The organism is Desulfovibrio simplex (assembly GCF_055387835.1).
The window spans coordinates 2,670,722-2,694,330 of record NZ_AP042377.1 but is presented as its reverse complement, the minus strand read 5'-3'; the positions used below and the strand labels follow the sequence as shown (position 1 = coordinate 2,694,330).

The 23,609-nt window shown below is 49.3% G+C and carries 24 protein-coding genes and 1 pseudogene; 16 read left to right on the top strand and 9 right to left on the bottom strand.

Annotation, left to right across the window (positions count from 1 at the left end; genetic code table 11):
• Positions 1 to 10 precede the first annotated feature (10 nt).
• The 5 genes from ACZ5DH_RS11235 to ACZ5DH_RS11215 all read left to right on the top strand — a co-directional run bounded on the left by ACZ5DH_RS11235 (position 11) and on the right by ACZ5DH_RS11215 (position 3,651).
• Positions 11 to 1,819: a glycosyltransferase family 9 protein gene (locus ACZ5DH_RS11235; protein WP_464254360.1), complete on the top strand. Its 1,809-nt coding sequence runs from the start codon at positions 11 to 13 to the stop codon at positions 1,817 to 1,819.
• Positions 1,820 to 1,901: 82 nt separating this feature from the next.
• On the top strand, positions 1,902 to 2,507 hold the full coding sequence (locus ACZ5DH_RS11230) for a DUF8043 domain-containing protein (RefSeq protein ID WP_464254359.1): 606 nt from the start codon (positions 1,902 to 1,904) through the stop codon (positions 2,505 to 2,507).
• A 17-nt stretch (positions 2,508 to 2,524) separates the two neighbouring features.
• Positions 2,525 to 2,848, top strand: coding sequence for a hypothetical protein (locus tag ACZ5DH_RS11225; protein ID WP_464254358.1), 324 nt, complete (start codon positions 2,525 to 2,527; stop codon positions 2,846 to 2,848).
• Positions 2,849 to 3,119: 271 nt separating this feature from the next.
• Positions 3,120 to 3,365 carry a type II toxin-antitoxin system Phd/YefM family antitoxin gene (locus ACZ5DH_RS11220; protein ID WP_464254357.1) on the top strand — a complete coding sequence of 82 codons (246 nt, stop codon included), beginning with the start codon at positions 3,120 to 3,122 and terminating at the stop codon, positions 3,363 to 3,365.
• Positions 3,355 to 3,651 carry a type II toxin-antitoxin system RelE family toxin gene (locus ACZ5DH_RS11215; RefSeq protein ID WP_464254356.1) on the top strand — a complete coding sequence of 99 codons (297 nt, stop codon included), beginning with the start codon at positions 3,355 to 3,357 and terminating at the stop codon, positions 3,649 to 3,651. Before ACZ5DH_RS11220 ends, ACZ5DH_RS11215 begins: the two co-directional genes overlap by 11 nt.
• A gap of 232 nt (positions 3,652 to 3,883) precedes the next feature.
• Here ACZ5DH_RS11215 and ACZ5DH_RS11210 read toward each other — a convergent pair whose 3' ends face one another.
• The 3 genes from ACZ5DH_RS11210 to ACZ5DH_RS11200 all read right to left on the bottom strand — a co-directional run bounded on the left by ACZ5DH_RS11210 (position 3,884) and on the right by ACZ5DH_RS11200 (position 8,716).
• Entirely contained in the window at positions 3,884 to 5,293 is a 1,410-nt protein-coding gene (locus ACZ5DH_RS11210; RefSeq protein ID WP_464254355.1) for a GntP family permease, read from the bottom strand.
• Positions 5,294 to 5,676: 383 nt separating this feature from the next.
• Positions 5,677 to 7,197, bottom strand: a complete 1,521-nt coding sequence (locus ACZ5DH_RS11205) for a CoA-acylating methylmalonate-semialdehyde dehydrogenase (protein WP_464254354.1) — start codon at positions 7,195 to 7,197, stop codon at positions 5,677 to 5,679.
• Between the two features lie 358 nt (positions 7,198 to 7,555).
• Complete coding sequence (locus ACZ5DH_RS11200) at positions 7,556 to 8,716, bottom strand: iron-containing alcohol dehydrogenase (protein WP_464254353.1); 1,161 nt, start codon at positions 8,714 to 8,716, stop codon at positions 7,556 to 7,558.
• Between the two features lie 227 nt (positions 8,717 to 8,943).
• Here ACZ5DH_RS11200 and ACZ5DH_RS11195 point away from each other — a divergent pair, with 227 nt between their 5' ends.
• From ACZ5DH_RS11195 to ACZ5DH_RS11155, 9 genes and pseudogenes are all read left to right on the top strand, one after another.
• The gene (locus tag ACZ5DH_RS11195; RefSeq protein ID WP_464254352.1) at positions 8,944 to 9,705 is read left to right on the top strand and encodes a FadR/GntR family transcriptional regulator; all 762 of its coding nucleotides are present in this window, start codon (positions 8,944 to 8,946) and stop codon (positions 9,703 to 9,705) included.
• Between the two features lie 185 nt (positions 9,706 to 9,890).
• The gene (locus ACZ5DH_RS11190) at positions 9,891 to 10,223 is read left to right on the top strand and encodes a leucine zipper domain-containing protein (protein WP_464254351.1); all 333 of its coding nucleotides are present in this window, start codon (positions 9,891 to 9,893) and stop codon (positions 10,221 to 10,223) included.
• Positions 10,224 to 10,387: 164 nt separating this feature from the next.
• Positions 10,388 to 10,525 (top strand): annotated as a pseudogene (locus ACZ5DH_RS11185) (transposase); the annotation flags it as partial.
• 1,348 nt (positions 10,526 to 11,873) lie between these two features.
• Entirely contained in the window at positions 11,874 to 12,497 is a 624-nt protein-coding gene (locus tag ACZ5DH_RS11180) for a YagK/YfjJ domain-containing protein (protein ID WP_464254350.1), read from the top strand.
• A gap of 116 nt (positions 12,498 to 12,613) precedes the next feature.
• Positions 12,614 to 12,952, top strand: a complete 339-nt coding sequence (gene hxsD, locus ACZ5DH_RS11175) for a His-Xaa-Ser system protein HxsD (RefSeq protein ID WP_464254349.1) — start codon at positions 12,614 to 12,616, stop codon at positions 12,950 to 12,952.
• The gene (hxsB, locus tag ACZ5DH_RS11170) at positions 12,945 to 14,393 is read left to right on the top strand and encodes a His-Xaa-Ser system radical SAM maturase HxsB (RefSeq protein WP_464254348.1); all 1,449 of its coding nucleotides are present in this window, start codon (positions 12,945 to 12,947) and stop codon (positions 14,391 to 14,393) included. Before hxsD ends, hxsB begins: the two co-directional genes overlap by 8 nt.
• Positions 14,380 to 15,504: a His-Xaa-Ser system radical SAM maturase HxsC gene (gene hxsC, locus ACZ5DH_RS11165; protein ID WP_464254347.1), complete on the top strand. Its 1,125-nt coding sequence runs from the start codon at positions 14,380 to 14,382 to the stop codon at positions 15,502 to 15,504. The genes hxsB and hxsC overlap by 14 nt, the downstream gene beginning before the upstream one ends.
• A gap of 8 nt (positions 15,505 to 15,512) precedes the next feature.
• Positions 15,513 to 15,767, top strand: a complete 255-nt coding sequence (gene hxsA2 / locus ACZ5DH_RS11160) for a His-Xaa-Ser repeat protein HxsA2 (protein WP_464254346.1) — start codon at positions 15,513 to 15,515, stop codon at positions 15,765 to 15,767.
• A gap of 67 nt (positions 15,768 to 15,834) precedes the next feature.
• Positions 15,835 to 16,578, top strand: a complete 744-nt coding sequence (locus ACZ5DH_RS11155; RefSeq protein WP_464254345.1) for an endonuclease — start codon at positions 15,835 to 15,837, stop codon at positions 16,576 to 16,578.
• A 193-nt stretch (positions 16,579 to 16,771) separates the two neighbouring features.
• On the opposite strand, the gene ACZ5DH_RS11150 is transcribed toward ACZ5DH_RS11155, so the two are convergent.
• The 3 genes from ACZ5DH_RS11150 to ACZ5DH_RS11140 all read right to left on the bottom strand — a co-directional run bounded on the left by ACZ5DH_RS11150 (position 16,772) and on the right by ACZ5DH_RS11140 (position 18,377).
• A complete protein-coding gene (locus ACZ5DH_RS11150) occupies positions 16,772 to 17,449 on the bottom strand; it encodes a lysozyme inhibitor LprI family protein (protein WP_464254344.1) in 678 nt (225 codons plus the stop codon).
• Positions 17,450 to 17,541: 92 nt separating this feature from the next.
• Entirely contained in the window at positions 17,542 to 17,895 is a 354-nt protein-coding gene (locus ACZ5DH_RS11145; protein WP_192113461.1) for a hypothetical protein, read from the bottom strand.
• Positions 17,896 to 17,933: 38 nt separating this feature from the next.
• On the bottom strand, positions 17,934 to 18,377 hold the full coding sequence (locus ACZ5DH_RS11140; RefSeq protein WP_464254343.1) for a hypothetical protein: 444 nt from the start codon (positions 18,375 to 18,377) through the stop codon (positions 17,934 to 17,936).
• Positions 18,378 to 18,530: 153 nt separating this feature from the next.
• Here ACZ5DH_RS11140 and ACZ5DH_RS11135 point away from each other — a divergent pair, with 153 nt between their 5' ends.
• On the top strand, positions 18,531 to 18,884 hold the full coding sequence (locus ACZ5DH_RS11135; protein ID WP_464254342.1) for a helix-turn-helix domain-containing protein: 354 nt from the start codon (positions 18,531 to 18,533) through the stop codon (positions 18,882 to 18,884).
• An 845-nt stretch (positions 18,885 to 19,729) separates the two neighbouring features.
• Positions 19,730 to 19,930, top strand: a complete 201-nt coding sequence (locus ACZ5DH_RS11130) for a hypothetical protein (RefSeq protein WP_464254341.1) — start codon at positions 19,730 to 19,732, stop codon at positions 19,928 to 19,930.
• A 266-nt stretch (positions 19,931 to 20,196) separates the two neighbouring features.
• On the opposite strand, the gene ACZ5DH_RS11125 is transcribed toward ACZ5DH_RS11130, so the two are convergent.
• From ACZ5DH_RS11125 to chrA, 3 genes are all read right to left on the bottom strand, one after another.
• A complete protein-coding gene (locus tag ACZ5DH_RS11125; protein WP_464254340.1) occupies positions 20,197 to 20,502 on the bottom strand; it encodes a rhodanese-like domain-containing protein in 306 nt (101 codons plus the stop codon).
• Positions 20,503 to 20,653: 151 nt separating this feature from the next.
• The gene (locus ACZ5DH_RS11120) at positions 20,654 to 22,198 is read right to left on the bottom strand and encodes an ammonia-forming cytochrome c nitrite reductase subunit c552 (protein ID WP_464254339.1); all 1,545 of its coding nucleotides are present in this window, start codon (positions 22,196 to 22,198) and stop codon (positions 20,654 to 20,656) included.
• 15 nt (positions 22,199 to 22,213) lie between these two features.
• Complete coding sequence (gene chrA / locus ACZ5DH_RS11115; RefSeq protein WP_464254338.1) at positions 22,214 to 23,506, bottom strand: chromate efflux transporter; 1,293 nt, start codon at positions 23,504 to 23,506, stop codon at positions 22,214 to 22,216.
• Between the last annotated feature and the right edge of the window lie 103 nt (positions 23,507 to 23,609).

Genomic DNA, 23,609 nt, shown 5'->3' with positions numbered 1-23,609 from the left:
CCTGTACCTTATGAATACTGCCGCGCCACACGCTTCAGACATACCGTGCCCCCCCGTTTCGCCCCGCTGCGACACGAGGGAGGGTGCGGGCGTTATCATCATCAACCTCACGCGCTTCGGCGACCTGCTGCAAAGTCAGGCCCTTGTCAATGATCTGCACACGGCTGGCCTGCGCGTGGGTCTGGTCTGTCTTGAAAACTTCGCTTCGGCATTGCCGCTTTTACGCCATGTGGATGCGGCCTGGCCTCTGCCCGGAGCAAGCCTGATGGCCGACATAAACGGCAACTGGCGAGACGCGGCCCTGGGGATGCTGGCGTTTGTGCGCCGCATTCACCGTGAGATGCCCGACGCGCGCGTCATCAACCTCACAGCCACGCTGTCCGCCCGCCTGCTGGCCCGTATGCTGACCTCGCAGCCTGAAGGCATATGGGGCTTCGGCATGGATCCGGAGGGCTACGGCTTCAGTGGCGGCATCTGGACCTCCTTTCTGGCCGGAACCGTACTGCGTCGCCTCAGCACCCCCTTCAACCTGGTGGATACCTTCAGGATGGTCGGAGCGCACGCCTTGTCCGCGCAGGAACTGGAGCGCATGCATTCCGCCAGCGCGCACGGGGATTCGGCTGGCGCACAAGGGGACGCGGCGACTTCAGGGCTGCGGTTGCCCTCTGACGAAGATATGCGCTTTGCCCGCGGCCTGTTGGGCGATGAGGCTGTCAGTCAGGATGTTTCCAGCCGATGCAAGGGCTTTGTCGCCATGCAGCTTGGGGCCAGTGAGGCCAGACGGCAGTGGCCAGCGTCGTATTTCGCATCCGTGGGCGACAGAATATGGCGAGATACCGGGCTTTGCCCCGTGCTGCTCGGCAGCCCGGCAGAAGCGCCGCTGGCTGCCGCGTACGCGCAGGCGGCACAAGGGCCGCATATCAGCGCGGTGGGGCGCACCAATATTCCGCAACTGGCGGCGCTGCTTAATGAGTGCCGCCTGCTGATCACCAACGACACCGGAACCATGCACCTTGCGGCGGGATTGGGCGTCCCCTGCCTGGCTATTTTTCTGGCCACAGCGCAGCCCTGGGATACCGGCCCCTATCTGCCTGGCTGCTGTTGCCTTGAACCCGCCATGGCCTGCCATCCCTGCCCCTATGGCCGCGCCTGCCCGTATGATCATGCCTGCCGCGAACGCATTGGGCCTCAGGGCGTCGGCGACCTTGTTCTCGGCTGGCTTGATTCGGGAAGCTGGGGCGCTGCTGTGCAAAATGCCAGCGGCATCACCGGCGAAGCGCGTGTTTGGCTGACAGAAAAAGACAGCCAGGGTTTTGCCGCCTTGCGCTGCCTTTCAGGCCATGAGGGTGAAGACCGCAGCCTGTGGCTTAACAGCCAGCGTGTTCTCTGGCGTCAGATCCTTGACTCTCCGGCTGAAAACACATCGGAATCCGGCGTGCCCCTTATGGCGGAAGCGGGCAGCGCACCCGCGCAGGCACAGCCCGATACCCTGACGCGCCCCCTGGCAGGACAAGGCGTAACCACTCCGTTCAGTCCTGCCTTCGCCGCAAGCGTGCGGGGCTGTCTGGTTCAGACAATACAGTTATTTGAGCTGCTTGAAGAGCAGGGCGGTCTGGTGGGCAAAAGCGCCATGGCCGGACAGCTGTTTTTGCGCAACTGCGAAAGGTTGCAAAATCTGCTGGATGCCAGCGTGCCTTTTTCCGCCCTCGGAGGCTTCTGGCGCGAAATGCGGCAGCAGCGTGGCGGTGATATGAAGGACCTTATGCAGCTGATCCGGCAAATGAGATTCTGTGTAACGTCTTTGAATAACACAATATAATTGAACTGGCATATGGTTTGCAAATAGTTTGCAACTGCCTGTAACGGCAAATTATTCCCTGCGGGGAGTGGGAGGAACAACCATGATTATTGTTGACGGCAATAAAAGCTCCAAAACCATATCTACTTTTGAAAACCTTGAGCAGATGCTGACCGACATAATGCAGGACGAATGCCTGGAAGGTCGCGTCATTACCGATGTGCTTGTAAACCAGGAAGCCTTTTCGGAGATTTATCCGCATCAGGCTGAAGATATCGCCTGCGATTCCATTTCTTCCGTAGAGGTGCGCTCCGTGCCCAGCAGCGAACTGGCTGTGGATATCGCGGGTGAAATGGAGAAGGTCAGCAGGATGATGGGCCACGGTGCGCGTCATGTTTCGCGCCTGTTCCGCGAAGCGTCGGATACGGACGCCCTGGAACTTTTTCAGGATCTGCTGGACGTCACACGAGATTTCATGAATATGCTCGGTGATCTGCGCCAGCGCTATACCGATGGCGACAATCTGGGCTTTGCAGAAAAGACCGAAAAACTTTCCAGCCTACTTTCTGAAATGGGAGATGCACTGGAAAATGAAGACTGGATCTTGCTGGCCGACCTGCTGGAATATGAGTTTTTGCCCGTCTGCAACGAGTGGGGCCAGGTCAGCGAACATCTGCGTGATCAGATCGTCAGGCGCGTTGCCCAGTAGGGCGGTAAGGAGCGTTTATGGCTCACGGAATTTGTTTGCTGGATCAAGCCCTTGATCTGGCCATGCAAGAAATGGCCGCACTTGAGGACGGGGCCTATGACAAGGCCGTAGCCCTGGCCGAAAAACGCAACGAGATCACCAGCATGGCCTGGCATATGCTGGATGGAGACAACGTTGAAGAGTGGCGGGGGCATCTCCTTGAACTCAACCGTGTGCAGGAACATCTGACCAGCCTCGCTACTCAGGCCCGTGATACCCTGCGTCAGGAACTGCAACGCTCCCGCCGTGAGCGGCAGCGGATGAACGGTTACCATCAGGCCATAGGGCAGGCCCTGCAATAGGGTACAGCTATGCACGGCATATATCGTCAGGGCACGCATAGGCAAAACCGATGCGTGCCCTGTGGCGTATGGCGTGTCGTACGGCATGGCACGGGACGCGCGTTTCAGTGCTTGGCCCGTTATGCGTTTCCCCTGTCAACTGAACTCGGCAATTCTGAAATAATCCGTTGGCGCGAGTCTTATAGTGGAGATTGTGTTCCAGAAGTTTCCTTGACGGATGTCAAATTAGATGTCATTAAAGATATTAAATTTGATTCAATTGGAGAATCCTATGGATCCAATACACGCCAATATTACGGTGAGCGTCACGGAGCTTAAACGCAATTTTGCAAATATTTTAGCTACTGCCAAGGACGCTCCGGTGGCAGTCTTGAACCACAACAAGCCGGAAGCCTACCTCTTGTCCGCAAAGCATTATGAGGAGATTCTTGGAATTCTTGAAGACCTTGAAGACAAGAAGATCGTCGAAAGCCGCGAGCATGGGCCTTTTGTCAAGGTAACGCTTGATGAGCTATAGTCTGCAGTTTCATGAGATTGCGCTGAAGGAGTGGAAAAAACTGGATGCCAACATTCGGGAACAGTTTAAAAAGAAACTGGCGGAACGTTTGGAGCATCCACGGATTCCTTCATCTGCTTTGTCAGGTATGCGCGATTGCTATAAAATAAAACTGCGCTCAATTGGATATCGGCTGGTGTACAAGGTGGATGACGGCATCCTCTTTGTCACAGTTATTTCCATTGGCAAGCGTGAACGCCTTGAAGTATATCGGAAAGCTTTGCAACGTGTGACCACGGAAGAATAGTCATAAGTGGCAGGCCGTTATCATAAGCAGGGCTATTGTTCCCACAGAAGCAGGTCTATGTCTTCGGTCGATCAAAATTAACAAATATTACAGTGAATTCAACAAAAAAGCGTGTCCGTGAGGACGCGCTTTTTTGCTTTGTCTACCTGATGGGGGTCATAGCACTATGCCGGGGGATATTTATTCTGCATTTAAGGAGAAGCGACTATGAAAACAAGTTTGATCAACGCCCTCAAACTATCCCGAAAAGTCTGAACAACAGTACCGCTAAAAAGCTCATCAATACTTTCATAAGAGTCATTGCAAAAATATCCGGATAGGATTGCTTGTGGGTCATACCGCATACCGCAAGTAGCGTTATAACCGCGCCATTGTGCGGCAGGGTGTCCATTCCACCTGCAGCGATAGCCGCGACGCGGTGGAGCACCTCAATAGGAATATGGTTCTGAGCGGCCAGTTGCATCCAATGGTCTTTGAATAATGACAGCGCGATGGAAAGTCCACCGGAAGCGGAGCCGGTTATGCCGGCGAGAACGTTGATGGTCAGACATTCCGAAAGCAAGGTGCCGCCGAAGTGCTCCACTGCGAATAATGCCTTGGCGACATGGGTAAAGCCGGGCAACGATGCGATTACGTTACCATATCCTACTTCAGAGGCTGTATTGACGATAGCCAGCAATGAGCCTAGTGCGCCTGCTGAGATGGACGTCGTAACCAGGCCATTGGGCACCATACTCCTGAAGCGCAGAATAATGGTCAGCAAAATGGCAAATACCAGCCCCGTGAGTAATGCCCATGTGCTGTAAATGTTGCTTATTTTGTCAACCATGAGCGGGGGCGGTATCTGTAAATTCTTAATGGGATCGAGTACAGATATCGACCAGCCTTCCATATAATGACTGCCCACAAGGTTGATAATGAGGACGGAAATCAGAGGCAGGGCAGACAGGGTCCAGGGGGGTAATTTGCTATCGTCTGACGTGGGCATTTCATTCAGTGTGTGTTCGCCGTACCCTTCCCCACGGGCAAAAGCCTGACGCATCCGGTAACGCAGCCAGAGCATTCCCAAGGTAAAAATGATCACTGAAATGATCAGCCCGAGAACCGGCGCGGCATACAGATTCGTACCGAAGAAGTTGGCTGGAATAAGATTTTGTATTTGCGGCGTACCAGGCAGGGAGTCCATGGTGAAGGTGAAAGCGCCGAGAAATATGCTCGCTGGCAGCAATCGTTTGGGAATGCCCGCTTCCTTGAACAGCGCCGCGGCGAAAGGATATACGGCAAACACCACCACAAACATGCTGACCCCGCCGTAGGTAAGGATGGAAGCGGCGAGTACGGTGGAAAGAATCGCGTTTTGGGGGCCAAGCGTGGCAAAAATCTTTCGGGCTATGGAAGCTGCCATTCCGGACGTTTCCATTAATTTGCCAAACACGGCACCAAGCAGAAAGATCGGGAAGAACTTTTTGAAATAGAGAGCCCCCTGTCCCATAAAGAGTTCAGTATACGCAGGTAGGACGGGTAGCCCGGAGAGGGCTGCGGCCAGAAGGGCCAGTACAGGAGCCCAGAAAATGACCGACCACCCTCTGTAGGCGACAAAAAGCAAAAGAGCCAGACTCAGTAGAACCGCAAACACGTCCATAAATATTTCCTTGTCCTTTGCGATGTTTGCTGAAGGCCTGTTGATACGGGATGAAAGCGTATTGTGGGCATGTCGCGGCAAAAGCCGTACAGCGCGGCTCTGTGCGGAACTCCGTTGATCCTCCATCCGTAATGTCCGATGGTGGGGTGTGCGCCGAAAACGACTTTCGGCGCACACCCGTTAGAGCATTTTCACTTTGAAATTGCTCTGGCGACTGCGTGAGCAGGCGCCCGCAGCGAAGGCGTAAGCGCAGCTTCAGCCGTTGCCCGCAGGGCTTACGGATGAAGACAGCACCGCTATTTATTTGCGCTGTTAAGCGCCGAAGCATGCGTGTCTTAAACTTTGAGAATGGACATTCTCAAAGTTAATCTGGTCTAGGGAGACTATAATTCGCGGTTAATGGTGCCTTCCCAGGTGCTGACTCTGGCTTCTTGCGACTCTGTTGGTGAAACCCATTTTGTAGTGACGGTTTTTATTTTGGTATAGAATCGCAGTCCATCACGCCCCAGGCAATGCAGATCGCCGAAGAAAGAACGCTTGTGCCCTGAGAAGGGGAAGAACCCCAAGGGGACTGGAATGCCCACATTGATGCCGACCATGCCGCCGTCGGTACGTTGTGAAAATTGGCGGGAGTAGTAACCGCTTGTGGTGAAAATTGAGGAGCCGTTGGCAAAGGGATTGGCATTCATGATTGCCAGCCCTTCCTCAAAGTCTTTGCAGCGTTTGACGCACAGGACAGGGCCGAAAACTTCCTGATCGCCTATGGTCATTCCTGGTTTGACCTTGTCGAAGATGGTGGGACCGACAAAATAACCGTTTTCGCACCCTGCGGGCTTGCATCCGCGTCCATCCAAAATCAGCTCAGCGCCTTCCTTCACGCCGGTTTCAATCCATTTTTCCACCGAGGCCTTGTGGGCGGCGCTCACCACTGGACCGAGTTCTGTCTTCGGATCATACGCCGTACCCACCGTCAATTCTTTGGCCAACTTGAGCAACACACGGACGAAGTCATCCGCCACGCTTTCCTGCACCACTACAGTAGGCAGCGCCATGCAACGTTGCCCGGCGCAGCCGAAAGCCGAATTAATTATGCGTCTGGCGGTCCATTCAAGAGGAGCGTCCTCCAGCACCAAAGCGTGGTTCTTGGCTTCCGTCAGGGCTTGGACGCGCTTTCCGGCGGTGGCTGCCGCCGCATAAATTTTTCTACCCACTGATTCAGAACCAACAAAGGAAACTCCGTCCACTTCAGGATGATCGATGAGGCCGGAGAGTTCCTCACGGCTGCATGTGACCAGATTGATTACGCCCTTGGGCAGTCCGGCTTCAATAAGCAGCTCGAGAAGGCGCATACCTGTCTGGGGTACCAAGGTTGCGGCCTTGAGCACCATGCAGTTGCCGGAAACTATGCACGGAGGAATAAACCAGCCGAAGGGGATCATAGCAGGAAAATTGTACGGTGCTATGCCCAGAAACACGCCTACGGATTCCCGGTACAGATTGATGTCATGGGCGCGGGTGGCTTCCATAAGGGCGTAACCTTGCAACTCCAGGGGCGCACCGACGGAAAGCTCGCAGGCCTCGATGACCTTCAACACATCGCCTTTGGACTCGGAAAGGTTTTTGCCCATTTCTGTGGCCAACAGGAGAGAAAGCTCCTCAAAATGCTGGTTAACCAACTCGCGGAATTTAAAAATCAGCTGTGTGCGCACAGCGACAGGCTTCGAAGACCAGCCGGGATATGCCGCTCGGGCAGCAGCAACCGCTTGTTCCACTTCGTTTTTGGTGCAAATGGGGGCGTCGGCTATGTGTTCGCCAGTACTGGGATTCATCACGGGAGAATACTTCCCCGAAGAGGTATCCCTCCATTCATTGTTGACGCAATACTTCAGTTTCTTCACGGCCATAAGAGTTCTCCTTTTATTATTGCGAAGGAAAAGTGTTCCTCGCGTTAATTATGGCATTCCGTTCGCGCAGTCTGCTCCAGCCTGCGCGTTATGGACAATGGTTGCTTTTTTATTTCTATAAAGTGAAGGAAGGGTATTGACGATTTTCACTATAACTGCCTTAGAACATTTTCACTTTGAAATTGCTCTGGCGACTGCGTGAGCAGGCGCCCGCAGCGAAGGCGTAAGCGCAGCTTCAGCCGTTGCCCGCAGGGCTTACGGATGAAGACAGCACCGCTATTTATTTGCGCTGTTAAGCGCCGAAGCATGCGTGTCTTAAACTTTGAGAATGTCTATTCTCAAAGTTAATCTGGTCTAGTTACAATGCGTTATAGTATAGTTCGATAATCTCGTCCTTACTTGCGATGCGCGGGTTATTCCCTGGGCTGCCGGAGGCGATGGCGTCGTCAGCCATCTTGTCTACTACTGGATCAAGTTTTTCCTTAGACACACCGAGCTTGCTGAGACTGGGAATTTCAAGATACGCGATGAGTTCGCGCACTTTTTGAGCGCCTGCCTCCGCAATCTTTTTGTCCTGCCCCTGTTCTTTCACTCCGAGCACACGAGCGATATCGGCGTACCGGGCGTAATTACCAGATAGTGAGAAATCCATGACCACGCCAAGGAGGGCCGCGTTGGAAACACCATGTGGCACATGGAAAAGCGCGCCGACAGGACGCGACATGCCATGCACCAGCGCCACGGAGGCATTGGAAAACGCCATTCCCGCCAGCAACGCTCCATGCAATGTGTTAGCACGGGCGCTCATATTATCCGGTTCTGCCCATGCCGTGGGAAGATTATTGAAAATGAGCTTCATGCCTTCCAAGGCCACCATGTCACTCATGGGTTGGGCCTTGCGGGAAACGTAGGCCTCAATGGCATGGGTCAGAGCGTCCACGCCCGTGGCCGCAGTGATGCTTTTCGGCATCTTCATAGTCAGAACCGGGTCGATGATAGCGACCGCAGGCATGAGCCATGGGCTGCCAATCAGCATTTTCACATCATTATCGGTGTCCGTGATAATCGTGAACAAGGTGGCTTCACTGCCTGTACCCGCAGTGGTGGGTACCGCGAGGAGTGGAAGACCCGGTTGCGGAATTTTGTCCGCCCCCATGTAGTCCTGGATACGACCGGGATTCGTTGCCATGACGGAGACGGCCTTGGCCACGTCGATGGGACTACCTCCGCCGCAACCGATGACCGCCTTGCAATCGCCTTTTCGCAGCATGGCAAGGGCGTCATGTACGTGCTTCAGGGTGGGTTCCGTATCCACTCCGGCATATATTTCCACGTTGATGCCATTTTCCTGTAAAGAATCCAGTACAGGCCGCACCGTTCCAGAATCTATCAGGAATTTATCCGAGATGAGCAAAACGGATTTTACACGCAATCGCTTAATTTCTACTCCGGTCAGGGCGGCGGCTCCCGCTCCCATCCGAAGGGTTGAAGGAACTCGAAAAGCGCAAATCGGCGTCATAGTGGTCCTCCATAATAAAGTTGTGATTGATCAAGAAATTTCTTCGCCCGGCCTTTTATCTAGCGCACAGAGAAAAATCTTGTCAACCATATATTAAAATATATGGCTATTAATTTGCAGTTATGAGATCCCTTGTGGACAAAGCGCGGTGAAAATATTATTTTTTAATGATTGTTGATCTGTAATTTTACGCGGTTGCCTGCCGCGCGCGAGGTTGCGCATTTATCATGGATTGCTTGTTCACCCCGACAAAAAAAGAAAGAATATCAAACCTGATCATTCGGCAAATCCGTTCAGCCGTTGTGGAAGGAAAATTGAAACCCGGCGACCCCCTGCCGCCGGAAAAGGAGCTGATGGCCCAGTTTGGAGTCAGCAAACATACCTTGCGCGAGGCGTTACGTGCGTTGGAGGAAATGGGACTTATAGTGATCAAACGCGGGGCCGGGGGGGGGCCGGTGGTCTCAAAAATGGACTGGGCCACAGCACGCGATTCTTTCGCGGATTTTTTGCGTTTTCAGGATTTTTCACTGAGCAATCTTTCAGAAGTACGCGCGATTATTGAACCGTACATCGCCCGCAGGGCGGCAGAGACTTTCACTCCTGAAGCGGAAGCCGAGCTTTTGGCCTTACATGCCGAATGTCGCAAGCTGTATGATGAAGGAAAACCCCTCGTTGGAGCTGAAGCGGAGATTATGTTTCATGTCCTTCTCGGCAAATACACAGGCAACCCGGTGTTGTGGGTTATTCTTGATTTTGTCAACAACATGCTAGCCGATGCGAAAAAAACCATGCAGCCCGGTGGAGATTTCTGCTTGATGGTACTAAATGGGCACCAGCGTATTGTTGATGCGATTTTGGCGAAAGATCCGGCGGGGGCTGAACACTGGATGCGGGTACATATCCAAGAAGTGGAACAGGAACTTGAACGAATGCATACGCAGTGTCAACGGTGCGGGGATGCATTGATGCAAGTCGAGGACGCCACATGACACGTAACAAAATGCTTTCTGTTCAATGCCACCAAAACGCATTGCCCTGGAGTTTTACGCTCCTTCCGATATAACCGACGAATTTCCCCAGTGCTCTGTCTTAGTTGTAATCTTCCAATAGGTTATTCACTCCCCCCCCAAAAAAAATTCGGTAACGCTGGAGTTGCCAGACAACAGCAAACCGAGTGGGGAAGCGGGTGAACAGCCATAAGAATGCCAACCTGACGGTTCGTAGTCGAGCAGAAATGGTTGAGAGGATGCTGCATGAGCCAGCGGCAAAAGTGGCGGCTGGTTATGGCGTAAGTTTGCGCACTGCGAGGAAGTGGAAAAGTCGGCATGCCCATGGTGGGCAAGACGCACTTGCTGACCGCAGTTCGCGGCCCAGACGTTGTCGCAACAAACTATCCGAGCTAGATTTTTGTCAGGTATTCACGCTGCGAAAAGAGAGAAAAACCGGGGATGAAATAGCCCTACGTCTGGGAATTTACCGAAACAGTGTTTTTCGCGTTCTGCGGTAACTTGCCTGTTCACGGTTATCATCGCTGGAGCACAAAGAACCAATTCAGCGCTATCAATGGGAGGATCCAGGACAAATGCTGCACCTGGACATCAAAAAGCCGGGCAAGATTGATGGCGTTGGACATAGAAAAGCGGGAACGCGGCAAGTTCATCGGGCTCTACCGTCAAAATGCTCCGTTTTACCCGGAATAACGGCATCACCGAAGGTTTTCACCGTAAAATGAAGTTGATCCAGCGGCGTGCGTATGGCTTTCGTAACTTCGAAAACTACCGCCTGCGTGTGCGCGTTTTGTGCTGCTGAAATGTCTGGGGAATTGATCATAGACCTGTCGGAAAAACTGCCCGGTGAAAGGGCTTGCCCCCGCCTTTGGTGTAGAGCCAGCTTACGTCACTCTCAGACGGGGGAGAGGTGGGGGAGAGGGTTTTGACCAAACGAAAAAAGGACTCATGCTTGTATAGCATAAGTCCTTGATTTCTTTATGGTGCCGAGGGACAGAATTGAACTGCCGACACGGGGATTAGAATTCCCCAGACGCACTGTGAACTGGAGACGGTTCCACCGTTTCGGGTTAGTGCATCCGCCGACGTTGTTAAAAGTGCGGACTTCGCTGTCCACAATCCGCAGCCAAAGGAATCTGATGAGGTCACCATTGTCCAGGCCGATTCGGCTAAGAGCGAGGAGCTAAGTCTTGCGAGTATAGACCTGTCAGCAGATGAGATGAAAGTTTACGAATTTGCTCGTAAGGGAGGCAGGGTCAAAACATCCTTGATTATGAGCCTCGTGGGATGTGAGGCTAGGAAAGCACGCTATCTCATAAAAACTATGCAAGAACGTGGCCTTTTGGAGCATGATGGAAAGACGGGGCCTCAGCAAGGGTACCGCATAAAAAAATAATCACAGGAATTAATCATTACATAGCAATGGCGCATGGCCTTCAGGTCATGCGCCATTTTTTATCAAGCACCGCGCGCATGGGCCAACCTGCACCGAAATGAAAGGCAGTATGAATGGCGGCCTGTTGAGCGACTGCAATCCTGCATTATGCCCAAAATACCCTGCAACCGGGAAAAAGCAATCCTGCATTTTAACCTGCATTTATCCTGCAAAATGCCCTGCATAACACCCTGCATGCAGGGTCCAGAATAATGTCTATTTAATTGTTTCAATGTGTTAGGCTAGGTGCATTTTGCGGCGGCGGGTAAAAAAGGCGTTGTCCTCAGGTATAGCTTGGCAGCCTCATGATTCGGGAAAGTGGTGGAGTTAGAGAGGCAGGTACCCGTTCGCTTCCACAGCATCCGTACCCGTATACGTAGCCACCACTAGGTTCCTAATGAACTTAAATGCTGGATTGAAATGATATGCAAAGTTAATTCCCTCAAATTCATATTTTGAAAAATGGGCATTTTACCTAGGGTTATTTTATTTATCTACAGGTTTTTCCTGTGCATAATTTAAAGGTATGATTGTATTACTTATATAAGAATTATTAACAACAAGCATATCAACGTTGTCAGTGCAACAATATTTGCAACAACAAGACTTGTAATAAGCATGGTGAATCTACAGAAATGATATATTTTCAAATTGAACAGAGAGCCACAATTAAATAGAAAACAAATTAATCACACAACTACAAGCGGAGAGGGAAATGAACATCATCAATTTTTCACAGATGATTAAAGATTACGATCCAATCATGTACAGAGGCTATGTTTCACAAAAGCTGTTCTCATTGCTTGAAGAATATACAAATACATTTAGCAAGACCATGATTGTTCGCTTTGATGTCACTTATCCAAAAAGCTTCATAGCTGTTGAAAACAACAGTGACATGTCAGAGCTCATGAAGCTGCTTATTCAACAGTGTTCACGCAATGGGGTATCCCCAGCGTATTTCTGGGTGAGAGAGCAATCGCTTAGAAGTAACAACCAGCACTATCACTGCATGCTATTGCTCGATGGTAACAAGACTTGCAGGTACTATTCCTACATCAAGTCAGCAGAAGAAATATGGGGCAGAATACTTGGTGTGAACCCTAAAGGGCTGATTCACTATTGTGACAGAGACCCTGACGGCAACAGGCAAGCCAATGGCATCATCTTGCGCAGTGATGACCCCAACTACGAAGACAAGATTGAAGCCGTTGTACGGCAAGCCATGTATTTGGCGAAGGACCACACCAAAGGCTTTTACAACGATGGATTCAGAGACTTTGGCATGACCAGAATCAGCAGCATCCCTCTGCTCAGGAAAAAGTTCAGGAACAACTAGCTTTTTCTTTGACCGAGCCCCCAAATATTTTTACCGTTTGGGGTCTCGCGAATCTTGCAGGCAGCATGATGCAAAAACAGCCGCGAAGAACCTTAGAAAAATAAAGAGAGGCGAATATGGGTAATCATCAAACTTCTCCATTTTTTACTAAAGATGATGGCAAAAAGGGTGTTCTTATAGCTAGTAAAGATTTTTTTGAGCGAGATTGTGTGCTCACAGTCGCGAACAACTATTCTGATAGCTATTGGGTCTCTGTGCAGCCGTCTGGGGAGCGGGATGTGGAAATCACTGTGTCCACAAAAGATGGAAGTTTGATAGCTGTTGAATGTTTGAAAAATATAATGAACGACCTTATCGATCAACAGGTTCGCTTGGATTTGGTGAAAGAGTTTGGAGAAGTTCGTGAGACCATTGTGAGCTATGCATTTTCTGCGGTGGAGAAGAGGGATGTATAGAATTCTTCCTTTTCAATTCAAGCGATTTTCTAAAAATGAAGTCTTAATAGTGAATGAATGTGGTGATTATTATTTTCTTGATGATTACAGCTTTGACTCATTTGTCAGGCATCAGCTTGATGAAAATTCAGAAGCGTTTTTGGATCTCAAGTCAAAATTATTTCTGGCCCAAGATGATTTTGAAGTTTCACTTGAAAAGATTGCAGCAAGATATCGTACACGGAAATTGTTTCTAAGAGAGTTCACAACGCTTCACATGCTCGTCATTACGCTTCGTTGCAATCAGCGTTGCGAATATTGCCAAGTATCTTGCGCTGAGCAAGATGCGCATTCGTATGACATGAGTGAGGATGTAGCAGAAAAGATTGTTGACATGATTTTCTGTGCTCCTACTTCCCACCCAAAGATTGAATTTCAAGGTGGTGAGCCTCTTCTGAACTGGAAAGTCATTGAGCACACCGTCAAATATGCGAAAAGCGTAGCCCAGAAAACCAACAAACAAGTAAGCTTCGTCATTTGCACTAATCTTATTGAGATTTCAAAAGAGCAACTTGAGTTCTGCAGAGAGCATGATGTTGCAATATCAACGTCTTTAGACGGGCCGGTTGACATTCACGACAAGTGCCGCAAAGCTAGAATTGGGGATGGCACCTACAGAAAATTTGTGGACAAGCTCAACTTGGCCCGTGAAATTGTTGGCTTTGATGGTGTAGACGCCCTCATGACTACTACGGCATATTCTGTAAATTGCCTCAAAGACATTATTGATGAATACGTCCTTCAGGGAATGGGCGGCATATTTATCCGCTCGCTAAATCCATATGGATTTGCCGCGGAGCAAGCTAATATTCTTGGGTACGACATGCGGAGCTTTGTGGACAACTACCTTGAAGCTCTAAAATATATCATTCAACTCAATAAAAAAATCTTCTTTCCAGAGCATTTTGCAACTCTTCTCTTTTCAAGGATTCTGACTCCATTTTCCACAGGATTTGTTGATCTACAGTCGCCTTCTGGCTGTGGAATAAGTGGTGTGATCTATGACTTTGATGGGTCTGTTTTTCCTTCTGATGAGGCCAGAATGCTGGCACGAATGGGTGATCGACATTTTTCCCTTGGCAATGTGTTAGCAGACACATATGAGAAAATTTTTTCCGGAGTGAAGCTGAAACAGTTGACGGCAAAAGCTTGCGTGGAAACCACGCCAAGTTGTGCTTGGTGTGCATATCAAGCCTATTGCGGCACCGACCCTGTGCGCAATTATCTTGAGACTGGCGATGAGCTCAGAGCTATGCGCGGCTCCCCTTTCTGTGAAAAACATAGACTGATTTTTTATGGCTTGTTTTCAATTTTGAAAAATGCGACAGATGAAGAAATGGATGTTATTTGGAGTTGGATAACTAAGAATCCAGAATTGGTGAAGCGCCATGAGAGCTGTTAGCGGGAAAGCCTCACGCATGTTCTCTCCGATAGTTGGAGAAGTGTCTTTTACTGGGAAGCCATTTTATGCTCGGTCAGAGGCAATCCTTGTATCTGATAAGATTACTAGCAAATCGCTTGGTTATTCTGGATGCATAACAACAGGCCCCAAAAGAGCTATTTTCTTCCCAGACAGCATTTATGATGCTGATGACATCTCTTTTCTAAACGAAGGTGACATCGTATGCCTTGATAATGATGGGCATGCAACTGTTTTATGGGAAGAAGGTTCGAATCAAAACGCTTTATTCCTAACTGAAGCATGTAATTGCTACTGCCTAATGTGCCCACAACCACCACGAAAGCATGATAAGCGTTTAATTCAACAAGCCAATAAAGTCCTTGATCTCATTAAATTTAAGCCTGTTCGGCATATTTGCATCACTGGTGGAGAACCTACTCTCTTGGGTAATGATTTTTTAGCAGTGCTTAATCGTTGTGTTTCTGAACATCCAGGCGCAATTATTGACATTTTGACAAATGGTAAAACATTTTCTGACATTAATTTTACTCAAAGTGTAGCAAGCATATCAAGTAAGAATGTTAAATTTTGTGTTTCTCTTCACTCCGATATTGATACAATTCATGATAAAATTGTTGGTAAGAACGGAAGTTATTCAAAAACACAATTCGGAATATATAATCTTGCTAAGTGTGGATGTCATCTTGAAATCCGACATGTCGTAACAAAATTGAACTGGAATCGACTTCTTGGCTTTTCAGAACATCTTTATAACTATTTCCCGTTTTGCTCTCATTATGCATTCATGGGAATGGAAGTCTATGGCGAGGCAAGTCGCAATTACAGTGGAGTTGTTATTTCTCCTAATGGCTATCGCGAAAATCTAAGAAAGGCAGTGCTCTTTATGCATAGAAGAGGCTTGCCTGTTTCGGTGTACAATATTCCTCTATGTCAGTGTGATGAGCGCATTTGGCCTTTTGCTCGTCAGTCAATTTCATCATGGAAAAATTTTTATCCACCCCAGTGTGACCAATGTCGGGAAAAAGCTGCATGTGCGGGATTTTTTAGCACATCTGCTTTTCTTCCGGCTGAACAGGTTAAACCAATATAGGAGGGAGAATGAGGAAGGTAATTTATTTGTTTTTCCTGTTTGCCAGTGTCATTGCATCAGGCCTAGGCATTGGGAAAACCGAAGTGCAGGCAAGCTCGTTACCCCAGATTGAAGGGACGACAAAAACAACCAACTCGAAAAATGTTGTTTTTTCAGATGTCCTGGATCAAAACAAAGATGGCGGTTTGATAGCAGCTCACTACAGCCATAGCAGCCACAGTAGTCATAGCAGCCACAGGAGCCATTATTCGAGCCGTTATTAACGGATTTGTTTGGTTGAGGGGTTGAGGAATAAACTCAACCCCTTTTTACCTTTAAGAGGGATGAATTATGCGCAAAAGCATCTTGATTTTAGCTCTGCTGGCAATGCTTTTTCCTTCTGTAGGTGCTGCCGGTGGAAATACAACCAATGATAGCTTTGGCCATGCTAAAAAAATGCTCTCACAGGTGTACGCTGACCACAGGGTCACCCTTTATTGTGGTGCCTCGTACGATGAACGTGGCAATGTCGCTTTGCCAGAAGGATTCATCACGCCTAAGCATGAAAAACGATCTGCCAAAATAGAATGGGAGCATTCACTCCCAGCCGAAAATTTTGGACAAACATTTGAAGAGTGGCGCACTGGATCGCCAGAGTGCATTCATGAGGGAAAGCCCTTTAAGGGCCGAAAATGTGCAGAAAAAGTTAATATTGAATACCGCTACATGCAGGCCGACATGTACAATCTTTTTCCGGCAATTGGGGCAGTCAATGCTCTCCGGTCAAATTTTAACTATGCAGTTTTGCCAGGCGAAGCATCAACCTTTGGTGTTTGTGAGATGAAAATTAGCGACCGAAAGGCAGAGCCCCCAGTCCGTTCTCGTGGGCAAATTGCACGCACTTACCTTTACATGCAGGATGCCTATGGACCGCGATATCACATGAGCCATCAGCAAGAACAATTGATGGAAGCCTGGGACCGTCAATACCCTGTCGATAGCTGGGAATGTACGCGGGCGAGACGGATTGAAGCATTGCAGGGCAATGAGAATAAATATGTGAAAACTGCATGCCAGCAAGTAGGTCTATGGTAAGCTATTTTATGGCACTTGAATTCTGAGCCGTATGGGTGAATATAGATACGGTAATTTGATTAATTGATTATGAAATCCCATGCAGCGCTCAGCTGCATGGGATTTCATTTTTATGGTCACATGATATTCTGCATTGACCATTTCAGATACAGTTGCCAGAAAGCCAATGCAAATTCCATGGTATTGATGTCGTCTATTTATCCAGTGTGTAGCTGTGATTAAAGTTAACTCCTGCGCCGCACCCTTGACTTATTCCACCGGTTGCATACACGAGTTCGGCCCCAGCGCGCGTGAACAGTAAATAGAAATTGGGAAAATCATCATGGGCAAGGGTTGTCCAGTCATACGTGTTGATGATTCCTTTCCCTGTGAACTCACAGGAGTGCCCCTGTCCATTATCAGCATTGCCTTCTACCGTGATTGACGCATATCCAGCTTCATTTATGCGAACGGTAAAAGTGGCATTTGGACTTGTGTACACACCAGCTTTCGGGGGCATGCGCACAATTCGAAGCAAGGCGTTTGTACGATCCTGCATAGCCCTAATAAAAGCAGCTTTTGGGGGCATGGATGACACATGAATGCGGGCAGCTTCGTCCCGCCCAGTGGCTGTCCACATCCTCTGTTCCTGCAGTAGCTTCTTGTATTGGTCTTCGCTAACGTTCAGTTTAACCTGCTTCCATGTGGCGTTGAGAAGGGCATCTGCCAAGGCATAGTCTTCATCTGCCAGAAATTCTTGGTGCAGGGTATCAGTCAGTTTAAGTGTGTGGGCCTCCCCGACCTGAGCTTGTGTGACTGCAGATAAGGAAGTCATGGGCGGTAATACCAATAAAACTGCAAGCAGCACTGCAAGTATATATGCTTTTTTCATTCGTCTTTTCTCAAAAAGTGTGATTTGATGATGTATTCAACAAATTCAGATGAAATAAAGCCCAGCCTATTCGAAGGTGGGGCTTTATTTCTCTAATCGACAATCCAGCGGGCTATTCCCGATCCACATGACCCACCGACTACAATGCCGACAAGTTGTGGGACGATGAACCAAAAGAAGCGCTCTTTAAGAATTCCTAAAATGCCCCCCGATGTAATGATAAAATTGGGCATTGCAAGTTGGCGAACATAATCACCGAGGATTCCGCCGAGATAGCCGAGTGGTACTGCCAGGATAAAGACAAGGCAGCGACTGAAAAATCCATATTCAACAGGTGGTCTGCTACCTTCACCTAAAAATACCGCATAAAGAAATCCCATACCAACAGCCAGAACCCCATAGAGAATATTCATTGGATTTTGGACTGTAGCCTGCTCTTCTGACATGTTATCCTCCGATTATATTAGCTTTCTTTAATGCCATGCTAATTACTTTTGACAAATGCCAATTCAGAAAATCCAGTCACATTTTTAAAGAAGTGAGTATTAATCGTCATTTTCTTTGAACCATCGAAGACAATCTTTGTTTCTGATTGGTTAATTAAAATTATCAGGGTATCGCCACTATCTTTTTTCACTTCAAATGGCAGGACAAGGCCTTGATCTTGCGGGCCCTTTATCAGGGCTATTTTTTTACTGAAGACATCTATTTGCATTGAGGGTTGACCCATCCTGCCCAACAATTCGGCCTTCATTTCTTTCGACATTTTTCCATATTCTTTGCTCAAATCGACGGTTTTTTGTTGGTCAAGGTTCCATGAGCCATGGAGCTTTTCCAAATTATTTCCGCTAGATCCGCACGCACCTAAGAGTAGAGCAACCATCATGATCATCGCCACTCTTCCCATAATAGTTACACTATTTGTCATTAATCCCTCCAGGTTACCTGTGTTCTCTGTGAGTTTGATATGCTTAGCTGTAGTGATTTTACTCTTTTTATAAGTAAAATCACTCTTTTTAATACATGTCAATAGCACTTGGACCGCATAAACTCTCACTCTGAATTACTGGAGGAGGATGAGGTGAAAGAGCGGCCCAATTCTTTGGCACAGATAGTTGGACAGGCAATTTTTCAACGCCGTAGGGCGTTGGGAATGTCTCAAGAAGAGCTTGCAGAGAAAGTAGGAATTGGGCAGCAATCGTTATCACGCATGGAACAAGGGAAAACTGCGCCTCGATTCGAACGTTTGCAGAACCTAGCAGACGCACTGGATTGCAGAGTTGTTGATCTGTTTGCTGAACCACAAGAATCGGCAGACTTCTATGCGGCATCGCTGGTAGAGCTCTTTAGTGTTCTTTCTGATGAACAGCGTGTTTTTGTTCACCGGCAAGCCGCTCAACTCGTACAATTCTTGCGTGACCACGAAAATACTTAAGAATTTCGGATTGCCCCATCAGAAGGCCTAAAAGTTGCTGCTATACAAGCTTAGCGCTAGTCTTCATTGCCTCTTGGCCTTAGCCGTGGATGCAGCCTCAGCGGAACTACTCAACATGAATCTCCTTGATTAAATTCGAAAAAACAATACTTTTGAATTGCTATAGAGATTTTCAAAACTCTTTTATACGAACAAGGAGTAAGCCATGCGTGATTCTTGGGTAATCGTTTTGCTTCCGCTTCTCGTGTAACAAGGCTCAGAGAAAATAATCTAAACGCATTTTCCGTGATTATGTGAAAGGCGAGGGAGACTCAGATCCCTCGCCTTTTCTTATGTAGCCTGTTTACAATAAACCAATCTGCTATGTGCAATTTATTTCCTCATACCTCCAACTTTCCCGGTATATTGTATGCATTCCCACACTTACCCTCATCAGCCCAACATGTAGGAGAGCATATGCAACACTGCTGGCAACGCAATTTTGATCGCTTAGACAACTTGATTCACCAGGGCTTAGGCACTGAGGCATTCTTTAGATCCATTGAACAGGAATTGCCTCCTGTCGTTTCACGAGAGGTGCTATCAAAGGCCACAGGAGGGCTCATTTCAGCCAAAACGTTGTCCAACGAAGACGCTTTGCGTAAAGGCCCCACTGAGCGTGTACGGGCAGGATCAAAGATTGGCTACACGCGATTCTCTGCCATGGCGTATATCCGAAAAAAAATTCAACTATTATGACAAATTGGGGATGATTATAAGCATATTACTCAACTCAATGAGTGAACCTTGTTGATATAGGCTATACTGGGTAACTACAGCAATGTGGAGCAGGATATAGTGCCTCCATGCAGATGAGCAATCTCGGGCTTGTAACCGATGGCTATGACGTGAAGAGGGGCGGCACTGTTTTTTCGGTGGACGAGAGCACGCAATCGATCTGGACATTCCCGGTGGGCGTGAGCTTTGCCAAAGCTTTTGAAACCGAGAGCGGCTGGCAGATCAAGCCGCAGCTTGATCTGGGCTTATCCCGGCGGCATGAGACGTAATGGCTTAGAGCAAGGCCCGCATTCCCGGTATGGGCAGCCAGGCCGAGATTAAAATGCAGTGGTGGATTACGCCACTTTTGACGGCGGCCTCGGCTTTGAGATTGGCAGGGGCGACTGTACCCTTGGGCTGAACTACAACCTTCAGGCCTAGGAACACCACTCGGTGCATGGCGTGTTTGGCTCGCTGAGGTATGAGTTTTAGATGATAAGAGGCCTGGGAATTGCCCAGGCCTCTTATCATTACATACCACATTAGAATTTCGTTTTTATTGCTGCGCGGCATCCCAGGCGGCAAGGCCACCTTCCATATACTGCACGTTAAAGCCCTTGGCCGTCAGCGCTGCATGCACAGACTTGCTTACGGAGCCACCGCGTGCGCAATAAATAGCCACAGGCTTGTTTCTCGGTAGCTGTTCGGCCCACGCATCAACAGTTTCGGGATTATGCCACTCTGCCCCGGCAATGGTGCGCTGGTCTGCCTGATAGTCCGCCTCTCGCCGCACATCACAAACCGTTGCGGATTTGTTATCAAGCAGCGCCTGAAGCTCTTGCGGAGAAATAGTTACGCTCATGCATCCTCCATAGTTTTCCATAATTCTTTGGCAAACTAGTTAAGCTGTTGCTCAGCCATAATGAAGGCCACTGTCTACCTACACGCTTTCTATCAGCTCAACAGCTTGCTGTGCCAGAAGGGGCTCCCCCTTCTGGCACAGCAAGTCACGACTATTTCTTTTTCGATTCGAGCAGTTGCAAGGTTTTTTGTGGGTTATGTGCCCCAAGTGAACCATCCATAAGAACCTTGTTCAGGTTTTCTTTAGAAATGGCAGTACCCTGCAGCGCGCGCTGCGTTTTGTTCAGCACATCTTCCCGGACTCCCATCAACTGAGAACCCTTTGCCGAACGCTCTGCACCCGAATGACATTTGTCACAGCTTGAGCGCATCTTGAAAACATCTGCTTCTTCCGGCGTCACAACGCGCATGGTGTGCGCCGAAACATCCCATGGGTCCTTGGGGGTCTTTTGCGTTGCACCAGCACGGCTCCCCATTTTGGCCATATGACAATCTACGCATGTCACACCTTTTTGTGCGTGGACACTTCCCTCAAACATGGCTTTCTGTGCCGTGTGGCAGCCGATGCATTGCTGCTCCCGAGGAAGTTTCAAGCTCGAGGTCAAATGCTTGGTGGCATGGTCCAGATGGCAGGCAGAGCACGTCACTCCAGCCGCCATATGCCCAGAACGCATGGTGTCGTGATACTGCTGACGGTTCTTTTTGGCGTCTTCGTTACCCCAGAAGTTCGCAGGCTTGGTGGAATACGTCCAGAATTCGACCTTGTCCTGAAGGTCCGTCTGCCCGGTTCTAAAGCCCAGTGGGAAGGCAAAATCCTTATCCTGCTTGCTCGTAACACGGATATGACACTGCCCGCAAAGCTGTTCCTGCTGCCATGTTCCCAATTTGGCGGGGTTCAGAATACCGCCGTCCCCCTGGGCATCAACATGCTTTGATCCCGGCCCATGGCACTGTTCGCAGCCGATACCGCCTTCCAGGCGTGAAAAGGCGTATTTCCCCTGTTCATCTTTTTTCGCAATAAAATTCGTGGTGTGGCAACCATTGCACTGGTAGTCCACAGTCTGTTTGCCGGGCATTTCTTCTGGTTTCTTGGGGCGTCCGTCCGCAGTTCCGTCTGCAACCCACCAGAAAGGAGCAAATGCTACTTTGCGCCACTGTTTGTCGTTGGCGACCCAGCGGACAGGGCTGGGGAAAATTTTATCCCCCACCTTGAGGTAGTATTGCTGTTCCCACAAAGAACCCAGAACCTCAACAACCTCATACGACTGGTTGTTGGCGGGATTGTCCATATCCAGAAGCGTGACAAAAAAATTGCCGCCTTTCGTTTCAGTTTTGATCTTGGGAGCAATTTTTACTTTGCTTTTGTCAGCGGCTTCAACCTCAACGCCTTCATAAGCAATTTCGCAATTTGCAAAGTCCCCTTTCACAATGTCGGGTGTGACTGCGCGAAGCATGTTAGCATGCCCGGAAGCAGCCCATTCGGTGTATTCCTTGGAGTGACAATCACGGCAGGATTGTGATCCCACATAGGTTGCCCCTTCTACAGCCGTTACCGAAGCTGACGGTCTGATTAGCCCTACAGGGACAGCTCCCTTTCCGACGACCACTGGCTTTTCTTTTGCCTCGGCAGGCAAATCCACTCCAACCCCCAGCGCGACAAATAACAGCGCGGTAACGGCAAACACGTTTCCTCTCATTACCCCCTCCCCAATTTATTGAGCAAGTTGCCACAGAAAACCGGCCAGCCCACTTAGGCCAACCAGAGCGTGCATAGAAAGCTTGTAGCGCACCAGTGCTACAAGAGAAGCCAGAGCAACCACCACGGCAAAAGCATCAAATCCCGTTGCGGGAAAAAATGTGTTCCACGCAAAAAATACGCCGATTTTGAGCACCACGCCCACCACCGCACCAGATATGCCCGTAAGTGCGGCATTAAGTTTCTTGTTGGCGGTAATGGCCTCAATGTAGGGCGCGCCCGCAAATATGAACATAAAGCTGGGCAAAAAGGTGGTGAAGGTGGTGAGCAGCCCACCCAGAATAGCCGCCGTCATAGGCGTCAGATTTCCGGGCTGGCTCCAGGCGGTTATGAAACCCACAAACTGTGTAACCATGATCAGCGGGCCGGGAGTTGTTTCTGCCAGGCCAAGGCCCAGCAGCATTTCCTTTTCCGTCAGCCAGCCAAGATTCACAGCATGTTCAATAATATAGGCAAGAACAGCGTATGCGCCGCCAAAGGTCACAAAAGGAGCCTTGCTGAAAAATATGGATATCTGGGAAAGGATGTCACCCATGCCCCGCCATGCGAAAACAGGCAGAATAACAGCCATCCAGATCACCACAAAAATTGCCACTACCTTGAAAAGGTGCGTGAGGGGAGGCAGGTTGGAGAACGATTCCGGCTCCTCAAGCATGCATTCGTTTGTTCCCGGCTTTTTCTGACAAAAGATATCTGGCCGCAGTTTGCCAAGAATAATCCCGGCCACCCCGGCCAGTAAAACAATCACAGGAAAGGACACGCCCAAAAACTGCCCCAATACAAACGAGCCACCCGCAAATGCGTACAGCGCAGGGTGCTTGAGCGATTTTTTTGAAAGCCGTATGAGCGCTTCAATAACAATGGCCACAACGGCGGCTGCGATGCCATGAAAAATTCCTGCCACCATGGGAACCTGCCCCTTGGCGGCGGCCAGCCACGAAAGAAACAGCATCAGAATTACCGAGGGGAATAGAAAGCACAGCCCTGCAATGGTTCCACCCCAATAACCGTTGAGCCGCCAGCCTATGTATACCGCCAGTTGGTGTGCTTCCGGCCCCGGCAATAGCATGCAGAAATTGAGCGCCCGCAAGAACACCTTCTCACTGATCCATTCCCTGCCATCCACCAGGTTTTTGTGCATCATGGCGATCTGCCCCGCAGGGCCGCCAAAGTTGATGAACCCCAGCTTGAACCAGTAAAGGAATGCTTCCTTTAAGGACACCTCTGAAGAACCTTGGTTATTTTCCATAATCATTCCTTATTGTAGATATGTGCCTGACTGAGTTCCTGACCGAAGTAACCGTTTCATGTAAATGGAACTGACAAACATTGCGGCAAACCCTCTCTATGGA

Excerpts from the sequence above, each read along its gene's own strand:
- ACZ5DH_RS11225 (WP_464254358.1), top strand. The coding sequence starts at position 2,525 with ATGGCTCACGGAATTTGTTTGCTGGATCAAGCCCTTGATCTGGCCATG.
- ACZ5DH_RS11230 (WP_464254359.1), top strand. The coding sequence starts at position 1,902 with ATGATTATTGTTGACGGCAATAAAAGCTCCAAAACCATATCTACTTTT.
- ACZ5DH_RS11155 (WP_464254345.1), top strand. The coding sequence starts at position 15,835 with ATGCGCAAAAGCATCTTGATTTTAGCTCTGCTGGCAATGCTTTTTCCT.
- ACZ5DH_RS11210 (WP_464254355.1), bottom strand. The coding sequence starts at position 5,293 with ATGGACGTGTTTGCGGTTCTACTGAGTCTGGCTCTTTTGCTTTTTGTC.
- ACZ5DH_RS11150 (WP_464254344.1), bottom strand. The coding sequence starts at position 17,449 with ATGAAAAAAGCATATATACTTGCAGTGCTGCTTGCAGTTTTATTGGTA.
- ACZ5DH_RS11200 (WP_464254353.1), bottom strand. The coding sequence starts at position 8,716 with ATGACGCCGATTTGCGCTTTTCGAGTTCCTTCAACCCTTCGGATGGGA.
- ACZ5DH_RS11130 (WP_464254341.1), top strand. The coding sequence starts at position 19,730 with ATGCAGATGAGCAATCTCGGGCTTGTAACCGATGGCTATGACGTGAAG.
- ACZ5DH_RS11215 (WP_464254356.1), top strand. The coding sequence starts at position 3,355 with ATGAGCTATAGTCTGCAGTTTCATGAGATTGCGCTGAAGGAGTGGAAA.
- ACZ5DH_RS11180 (WP_464254350.1), top strand. The coding sequence starts at position 11,874 with ATGAACATCATCAATTTTTCACAGATGATTAAAGATTACGATCCAATC.
- ACZ5DH_RS11140 (WP_464254343.1), bottom strand. The coding sequence starts at position 18,377 with ATGACAAATAGTGTAACTATTATGGGAAGAGTGGCGATGATCATGATG.
- hxsA2 (WP_464254346.1), top strand. The coding sequence starts at position 15,513 with ATGAGGAAGGTAATTTATTTGTTTTTCCTGTTTGCCAGTGTCATTGCA.
- chrA (WP_464254338.1), bottom strand. The coding sequence starts at position 23,506 with ATGGAAAATAACCAAGGTTCTTCAGAGGTGTCCTTAAAGGAAGCATTC.
- ACZ5DH_RS11205 (WP_464254354.1), bottom strand. The coding sequence starts at position 7,197 with ATGGCCGTGAAGAAACTGAAGTATTGCGTCAACAATGAATGGAGGGAT.
- ACZ5DH_RS11145 (WP_192113461.1), bottom strand. The coding sequence starts at position 17,895 with ATGTCAGAAGAGCAGGCTACAGTCCAAAATCCAATGAATATTCTCTAT.
- ACZ5DH_RS11220 (WP_464254357.1), top strand. The coding sequence starts at position 3,120 with ATGGATCCAATACACGCCAATATTACGGTGAGCGTCACGGAGCTTAAA.
- hxsC (WP_464254347.1), top strand. The coding sequence starts at position 14,380 with ATGAGAGCTGTTAGCGGGAAAGCCTCACGCATGTTCTCTCCGATAGTT.
- hxsD (WP_464254349.1), top strand. The coding sequence starts at position 12,614 with ATGGGTAATCATCAAACTTCTCCATTTTTTACTAAAGATGATGGCAAA.
- ACZ5DH_RS11195 (WP_464254352.1), top strand. The coding sequence starts at position 8,944 with ATGGATTGCTTGTTCACCCCGACAAAAAAAGAAAGAATATCAAACCTG.
- hxsB (WP_464254348.1), top strand. The coding sequence starts at position 12,945 with ATGTATAGAATTCTTCCTTTTCAATTCAAGCGATTTTCTAAAAATGAA.
- ACZ5DH_RS11120 (WP_464254339.1), bottom strand. The coding sequence starts at position 22,198 with ATGAGAGGAAACGTGTTTGCCGTTACCGCGCTGTTATTTGTCGCGCTG.
- ACZ5DH_RS11125 (WP_464254340.1), bottom strand. The coding sequence starts at position 20,502 with ATGAGCGTAACTATTTCTCCGCAAGAGCTTCAGGCGCTGCTTGATAAC.
- ACZ5DH_RS11235 (WP_464254360.1), top strand. The coding sequence starts at position 11 with ATGAATACTGCCGCGCCACACGCTTCAGACATACCGTGCCCCCCCGTT.